This window comes from Calditrichota bacterium (genome assembly GCA_016867835.1).
In the GTDB taxonomy this organism is placed as follows: domain Bacteria; phylum Electryoneota; class AABM5-125-24; order Hatepunaeales; family Hatepunaeaceae; genus VGIQ01.
The window spans coordinates 1-5,112 of record VGIQ01000151.1 but is presented as its reverse complement, the minus strand read 5'-3'; the positions used below and the strand labels follow the sequence as shown (position 1 = coordinate 5,112).

General features: G+C 55.0%; 9 protein-coding genes. 4 read left to right on the top strand and 5 right to left on the bottom strand.

Translation table 11 applies throughout. The features are described from left to right. From FJY67_11255 to FJY67_11235, 5 genes are all read right to left on the bottom strand, one after another. On the bottom strand, nucleotides 1-209 hold a 209-nt coding region (locus FJY67_11255), incomplete at its 3' end, for a hypothetical protein (GenBank protein ID MBM3330025.1). A gap of 340 nt (nucleotides 210-549) precedes the next feature. Beyond that, entirely contained in the window at nucleotides 550-762 is a 213-nt protein-coding gene (locus tag FJY67_11250; GenBank protein ID MBM3330024.1) for a hypothetical protein, read from the bottom strand. A gap of 1 nt (nucleotide 763) precedes the next feature. Continuing rightward, the gene (locus FJY67_11245) at nucleotides 764-1,024 is read right to left on the bottom strand and encodes a hypothetical protein (protein ID MBM3330023.1); all 261 of its coding nucleotides are present in this window, start codon (nucleotides 1,022-1,024) and stop codon (nucleotides 764-766) included. A 1-nt stretch (nucleotide 1,025) separates the two neighbouring features. After that, nucleotides 1,026-1,517, bottom strand: a complete 492-nt coding sequence (locus FJY67_11240; GenBank protein ID MBM3330022.1) for a gamma-glutamylcyclotransferase — start codon at nucleotides 1,515-1,517, stop codon at nucleotides 1,026-1,028. Continuing rightward, nucleotides 1,465-2,391, bottom strand: coding sequence for a hypothetical protein (locus FJY67_11235; protein MBM3330021.1), 927 nt, complete (start codon nucleotides 2,389-2,391; stop codon nucleotides 1,465-1,467). Before FJY67_11235 ends, FJY67_11240 begins: the two co-directional genes overlap by 53 nt. Nucleotides 2,392-2,616: 225 nt before the next feature. Here FJY67_11235 and FJY67_11230 point away from each other — a divergent pair, with 225 nt between their 5' ends. The 4 genes from FJY67_11230 to FJY67_11215 all read left to right on the top strand — a co-directional run. Then, on the top strand, nucleotides 2,617-2,889 hold the full coding sequence (locus FJY67_11230) for a hypothetical protein (protein ID MBM3330020.1): 273 nt from the start codon (nucleotides 2,617-2,619) through the stop codon (nucleotides 2,887-2,889). 176 nt (nucleotides 2,890-3,065) lie between these two features. Then, the gene (locus FJY67_11225; GenBank protein MBM3330019.1) at nucleotides 3,066-3,302 is read left to right on the top strand and encodes a helix-turn-helix transcriptional regulator; all 237 of its coding nucleotides are present in this window, start codon (nucleotides 3,066-3,068) and stop codon (nucleotides 3,300-3,302) included. 1 nt (nucleotide 3,303) lies between these two features. Continuing rightward, entirely contained in the window at nucleotides 3,304-4,392 is a 1,089-nt protein-coding gene (locus tag FJY67_11220) for a Fic family protein (GenBank protein MBM3330018.1), read from the top strand. Between the two features lie 157 nt (nucleotides 4,393-4,549). Next, nucleotides 4,550-5,112: type I restriction endonuclease subunit R (locus FJY67_11215; protein ID MBM3330017.1), on the top strand; the 563-nt coding region annotated here is incomplete at its 3' end.

Sequence of the window (5,112 nt, the reverse complement as noted above, 5' to 3'; positions counted from 1 at the left end):
CTCTGGAGGAAGCGGATAATATCCTCCTGTCGGAGCAGATCGCATTTTCGATTCTCCCCGAGGAATGCGACCCATATCAAGATATCCCGTCGGACAGTTTCCAACGCTGACGGCGGCCTTCCCGCCACCTGCTGACCGGCCAGAAATCGCTCCGCCGCTTCGCCTAAAGTCATCATCGCAAACTCACGCCATAGAATTTCAACGATCATTCCCGACTGAAATTATCCTCGCCACCGGCTGACCGGCCCGGGGATCGCTCACGAGGCGCAGAACAGGCGCAACGGGGCGCGATCCACGACAAGTCGGCGCATCATCCCCACCAGAATTATTGCCACCCCCGAACGCCGATTCGGACGACAAGGATAGGCTTTTGCGCCGGCGCTTGTTTCTCCTGCCCAGCCTCCCAATTCCATTCTGCGAATTATGGGTCGCATAACAGACTTCCCTCGACTAATCTCTCCGCACAAACTCATATCGGTATGCTTCGATCTGCCGCCGGCTGCCAGATGGGTCAGGAATTGTTCGATGGCTTGGGCGAGGATCATCATCCTACTCGAGCGGTTCCCAGATGCAATCGACCATGGCTTTCAGGGTAAGGGTGCCTTGTCTTCCCTTCTGCAGCACGATCTTCATAGCAGTCTCGGGCTCCGTTTCCCAGCGGAAGGTTTCGCCGTCGATGTCAAATTCGACGATTCCGCAGTCGGCATCGATGACGACGGTGTTGATCGTGGCAAGGCGTCTGGCATTAGCGGATCGCCACATTTCAGACCTCCTTGAAGTAGCCGAGCCGCAGCAACTCCTCGATGAAGGCTTGCGACTTGGGTTCCAGGGCGAGATGGGGTGCGACGTTGAGGTGACAGACGGCGTTGACCAGGCCGATCAGGTGATCGAGATAGAGAGCCAGATCGACGCTTCGTTCGAAGAAGGCTTGTTCGCGCATTTGTTGCACGATTTCGACGGCGGTGCCGGCGAAGACGGTGTCGTGATTAACCAGTTCGTATTTGATATTGTCAGAATCAGACATATCAATAACCTCCAAAGTGTGATGCTGCGGCTGCCTTGATGATCTTACGAATGTATTCTTCCTCAATCTCCCATTCCCGGCAGCCGTTTAGGATGGTGTTGAGATAATGGTCGGAAGGCGGGGCATAGCCGTATTGCCGGACCATCTGATAGACGATCGCTTCGGCGGCGATTCCTTCGGGGTTGAAGACGGAGACGATTTTGCGGTCGTAGAAATGGGGGTGGCTTTCGAAGCGATCGAGGGCGTTGAGGCCTGCGGTTGTGATGCGGTAGAGGGCGCCTTGCAGAGATGCGCCAGGGGCAAACTCGATGTCGGCAACACCCCGGAAGACGAGGCGGTGATCGATCAGGCGGGCTTTCGTCACGGGTTGGCAGCCGCGGCAGCGTGAACGCATCGCCTTGCAATCGAGATTGGCTCCGTAGGCGAAGTAGAGGATGGGGTTATCCACGGGGGGCGATCCTTTGACTTGATAGGAGGTTGGCCGGCGGTCCATAGCGCCAGGCGCTGTTGCCGGGCAGGTATCGGATTAGATGATAGCGTGCGGTCTTGAACTCATCGCCCACCATGCCGAGGCTTGATACGAGCCAGACCCGGAAATTGAAACGTGGATTGTCGGTCAATATTTTCTTATGGCTGGCGGAGCGGGAGTTGAGGGCTTTTGCCGAGAGTGCCAGGCAGAGTTGCACCCAGGCTTTAAGCACGCCGGCATGGATTGCGCCGACAAAATTGAAGTAGCGGAATTCAATTGTATGAATGTCTCTAAAGAGGTTGAGGTAGTTGAGCCCGGCATATCTGCTGCGGTCATAATGAATGGGGTTTGGATTATACGAGCCGAACCAGTATTCGTTCAGTTTGCGGTCGGTGCGGGGTCGTGCCTTGGCGATGCGGGCGATGAATTGATCGTTCATCGGTTGGCAATAGCGGCTTCGGCGTTCGGGTCGGACGCGCAAGGCTTCGAAGAGGAGGTCTTCATTTTTATGGACCATCTTGGCAAGGTTGGAGAGGCTATGGGGCGAATGGGGTTGGGCATCGACGTGAACATGGACACTGGTAGAGGCGGGCACTCGGGCACCTGCTGATCGCAAGGCTCGCGCTACTTCCTGAAGGCGACCGATATCTTCATAGACGAGCACCGGGGTGACGACTTCGGAGCCACGATGGCCGTTGACAATGGCGATGGACGAGTCGTTTTGGACTTTCCACTGGCGCCCCTGGTCGTCGGTGATGATAGTGGCGTCGTAGGTGGAATGATGGGTGGCGGTGATGGTGCCGCCGGTGGAAGCGGCTACGGATTCGGCGATCCGGACTCTATCGACGCCGGCGGTTTCGATTTCGACGCCGAAGCGTCCCTGTTGGATGGCGAACATAGGAATCCCGCTTAACCTCTTGTCGGATAACGACTTTGTTATGCGACGAAGGTGCGGTGCCGTTAGCGGCGAATGCAAGTCGAAGTGAGGCAGTTGGCGGGAAGCGGAGAAGAAGATGGGATTCGGTGCGGGACAGGCGCGCGATGCCCAGCAGAATCCGTTGAGTGCGTTATAGAATTTGGGCAGCCAAGAGGAATTGGGTCTTCCGACGCTAGCGCCCACCAGATGACCAGGATCTGCGAGAGTGGATCCGGTGAAACCGGCGAGACCACAACCGAGGTCTCCAAGATGACCGTCAAGGAACTCTGGGCCTTGGCGAAGCAGCGCGGGGTGAGCGTCGCCCGCACCAAGGCCGACTTCTGCAGGATCATCAAGGCGATGAATCCGGGTGAGGACTTGGCTCTGCTGAAGGGCAAGGCGCTCTTCGACCGGGTCAAGGAACTCCACATCTCCCGCCTGCGGTCAAAGGAGGAGATGGCGAGGCTGCTGAGCGCCTGAAAGCCCAGCCACCCGCAAGAGAGCAGCCGGCAACGGCTGCTCTCTTGTTGCGTCGGATCATGGTTGTCCAGCGGCCAAAATGACTTGACTCGCTGCCCATTCTTCGCTATACTTATATAGTCTGCCATATCAATCATTCAATCCCAAACACACAATCAAATGGAGCCTCAAAGCGCTTGAAAGTGGGGAAGGACTACCCGCGTTTGATCCGCACTGTTCGCCAACGAACCGGCCTCAGTCAGGAGCGATTTGCAGCCAAAATCGGCGTGACTTTCCCTTCGATAAATCGTTGGGAAAATGGGAAGACAACGCCATCCCGGTTGGCACTGCGCCAGGTCAAGCAATTGCTTGAAACGATGGGTGAACAGGGCAGGGACTTGTTGGACGAGTTCTTCAGCGATGAGAATAGCTGAATTGACCTTTGATCCTCGTAAAGCGTTCAACGATCTCCCGTCGTTACCACCGAAGGCGGACGTCGAATCCAAGCCTATCCTGCGCAAGGCAATCCAAGCTGGACGGGCTTTGGCCGAATTGAAAGGGCTTGGCGCAACCATTCCTAATCAAGCCGTCCTTGTAGATTCCCTGATCCTCCAGGAAGCCAAGGATAGCTCGGCGATTGAAAACATTGTCACCACAAACGACGCGCTATTCCAGGCCTTTGCAGTGAAATCTAGCACAGTTGATTCGGCGACCAGAGAGGTTTTGCGGTATCGGGAAGCACTATGGTCGGGATTCAACTCGTTACAGAAGCGGCCGATTCTCTCGACCAATCTCTTTGTGAAGATCGTCCAGATCATCAAGGGCAATCAGGCCGGCCTCAGGAACACGCCAGGCACGACGATCTCCAATGCCTCAACGGGTGAAGTTATCTACACGCCGCCCGAAGGCGAATCGGTCATTCGGGACAAACTAAAGAATCTCGAAGACTTCATTCATCTTGATGACGCGCTCGATCCATTGATCAAGATGGCTATCGTTCACTATCAGTTTGAAGCTATCCATCCCTTCTCCGACGGCAACGGTCGGACCGGCCGGATTATCAACATTCTATTCCTTGCCTTGAATAAACTGCTCGACCTGCCGGTTCTCTATCTCAGCAAAGCGATCATTTACCGAAAGAATGAATATTACCGGTCGCTACGAGCTGTCACAGAGAAAGGGCTGTGGGAGCCTTGGATTCTATTCATGCTTGAGGCGGTTCAGGAAACCGCGAGTTTCACCAGGAAAAAGATACTGGCCATACGCGAACTGATGTTCGAAACTATGGGGCGAGCCAAGAAGGAGCTTCCGCCCCGCGCCTATTCAAAGGAACTGATTGAACTAATCTTCCGCCAGCCATATACGAAGACTCAGGTGTTGGTTGAGGCTGGGTTGGCGGAGCGCAAGACCGCTGCCGTTTATTTGAGGCAACTTGAAAGGACCGGTATCTTGAAGAGCCAGAAGATCGGCCGGGAGACACTATACCTGAATGTCGGGCTTTTCGATCTGCTTTCCAAGAGATGACCGAGCCCTCCCGCATTATGCGTCCACGTTTTGCCAGTTATTGGACGTATCTTGGGGATGTGTCCATGACGTGGACATGTCGCAACGGCGCGTGTGCGCGATCCCTTGAAGCGAAACGAAAAACAGAAAGCCCAATCGCATTCGAAATGAAGAAAAGATGACCGAGCAAGAACTCGAACAGCTACTAATCGCAAGATTGGGCGAACTCAAATACACCTATCGCCCGGAAATACGTGACCGCGCGATGTTGGAGCGGAACTTCCGCGAGAAGTTCGAGGCACTCAACCGTGTCCATCTCACCGATGCCGAGTTTCAGCGGCTGCTGGATGAGATCGTCACCGCCGACGTGTTCGCCGCCGCGCGCATGCTTCGGACAATCAACGATTTCACCCGCGACGACGGCACGCCGCTCAACTATACGCTGGTCAACATCAAGGACTGGTGCAAAAACAGCTTCGAGGTTATCCACCAACTCCGCATCAACACCGACAACAGCCACCACCGCTATGATGTAATCTTGCTCATCAATGGCATGCCAGTAGTGCAGATCGAACTGAAAACTCTCGGCATCAACCCACGCCGCGCAATGGAGCAAATCGTCGAATACAAGAACGATCCCGGCAACGGTTACACACGCACCTTGCTTTGCTTCGTGCAACTGTTCATCGTCAGCAACCGCGATTCGACTTGGTACTTCGCTAATAACAATCCTCGTCATTT